We start from the raw sequence: 1047 nt of genomic DNA, 5'->3' as shown, positions 1-1047 counted from the left end.
GCGTTCGTCCTGAGCCAAGATCAAACTCTCCATAAAATGTGAGCTTGCTTGCTCGAAAACTTGACTAGCATTTCTTGCTTGACATAATGATTGTTTTGTTCAGTTTTCAAAGATCAAATAATGGTGGAGCCTAGCGGGATCGAACCGCTGACCTCCTGCGTGCAAAGCAGGCGCTCTCCCAGCTGAGCTAAGGCCCCTTAATTTAAATGGTCGGGAAGACAGGATTTGAACCTGCGACCCCTTGGTCCCAAACCAAGTGCTCTACCAAGCTGAGCTACTTCCCGTAATTGGCGCGCCCGAGAGGAGTCGAACCCCTAACCTCTTGATCCGTAGTCAAACGCTCTATCCAATTGAGCTACGGGCGCTAAATGGTGCCGAGGGCCGGACTCGAACCGGCACGGTAGAAACCTACCGCAGGATTTTAAGTCCTGTGCGTCTGCCAATTCCGCCACCCCGGCGTGGCATGATGAAACTGGAGCGGAAGACGGGATTCGAACCCGCGACCCCCACCTTGGCAAGGTGGTGTTCTACCACTGAACTACTTCCGCGTATAATGCGGGTGGAGGGACTTGAACCCCCACGTCAAGAGACACTAGATCCTAAGTCTAGCGCGTCTGCCAATTCCGCCACACCCGCAAATTATGGTGAGCCATGGAGGATTCGAACCTCCGACCCTCTGATTAAAAGTCAGATGCTCTACCAGCTGAGCTAATGGCTCATTTTTTTGCATTATACAAAGTTTTATCTAAAAATGGTGCCGGCCAGAGGACTTGAACCCCCAACCTACTGATTACAAGTCAGTTGCTCTACCAATTGAGCTAGGCCGGCGTGATGGTGGAGGATGCAGGGCTCGAACCTGCGACCCCCTGCTTGTAAGGCAGGTGCTCTCCCAGCTGAGCTAATCCTCCAATAAATATACAGCCTGGCGGCGTCCTACTCTCGCAGGGGCAATGCCCCAACTACCATGGGCGCTGGAAAGCTTAACTGCTGTGTTCGGCATGGGAACAGGTGTGACCTTTCCGCTATTGCCACCAGACAATGTCTTTA

9 tRNA genes and 1 rRNA gene are annotated in these 1047 nt (G+C 52.4%); all 10 read right to left on the bottom strand.

What is annotated here, in order from left to right:
• Positions 1-121: 121 nt before the first annotated feature.
• Positions 122-197: transfer RNA gene (locus CZ434_RS00050), tRNA-Ala, on the bottom strand.
• 10 nt (positions 198-207) lie between these two features.
• A tRNA-Pro gene (locus tag CZ434_RS00045) sits at positions 208-284 on the bottom strand.
• Between the two features lie 4 nt (positions 285-288).
• Positions 289-365: transfer RNA gene (locus CZ434_RS00040), tRNA-Arg, on the bottom strand.
• Positions 366-369: 4 nt separating this feature from the next.
• Positions 370-458, bottom strand: a tRNA-Leu gene (locus CZ434_RS00035).
• Positions 459-473: 15 nt separating this feature from the next.
• Positions 474-548: transfer RNA gene (locus CZ434_RS00030), tRNA-Gly, on the bottom strand.
• A gap of 6 nt (positions 549-554) precedes the next feature.
• Positions 555-636: transfer RNA gene (locus CZ434_RS00025), tRNA-Leu, on the bottom strand.
• A gap of 6 nt (positions 637-642) precedes the next feature.
• A tRNA-Lys gene (locus CZ434_RS00020) sits at positions 643-718 on the bottom strand.
• Positions 719-752: 34 nt separating this feature from the next.
• A tRNA-Thr gene (locus tag CZ434_RS00015) sits at positions 753-828 on the bottom strand.
• Positions 829-832: 4 nt separating this feature from the next.
• Positions 833-908: transfer RNA gene (locus CZ434_RS00010), tRNA-Val, on the bottom strand.
• A 12-nt stretch (positions 909-920) separates the two neighbouring features.
• A 5S ribosomal RNA gene (gene rrf / locus CZ434_RS00005) occupies positions 921-1036 on the bottom strand.
• Positions 1037-1047 lie beyond the last annotated feature (11 nt).

Source organism: Sediminibacillus massiliensis (assembly GCF_900156915.1).
GTDB classification, from domain to species: domain Bacteria; phylum Bacillota; class Bacilli; order Bacillales; family Amphibacillaceae; genus Sediminibacillus_A; species Sediminibacillus_A massiliensis.
Note: the sequence above shows the minus strand (reverse complement) of the source record. Positions and strands in the feature narration are given on the sequence as shown.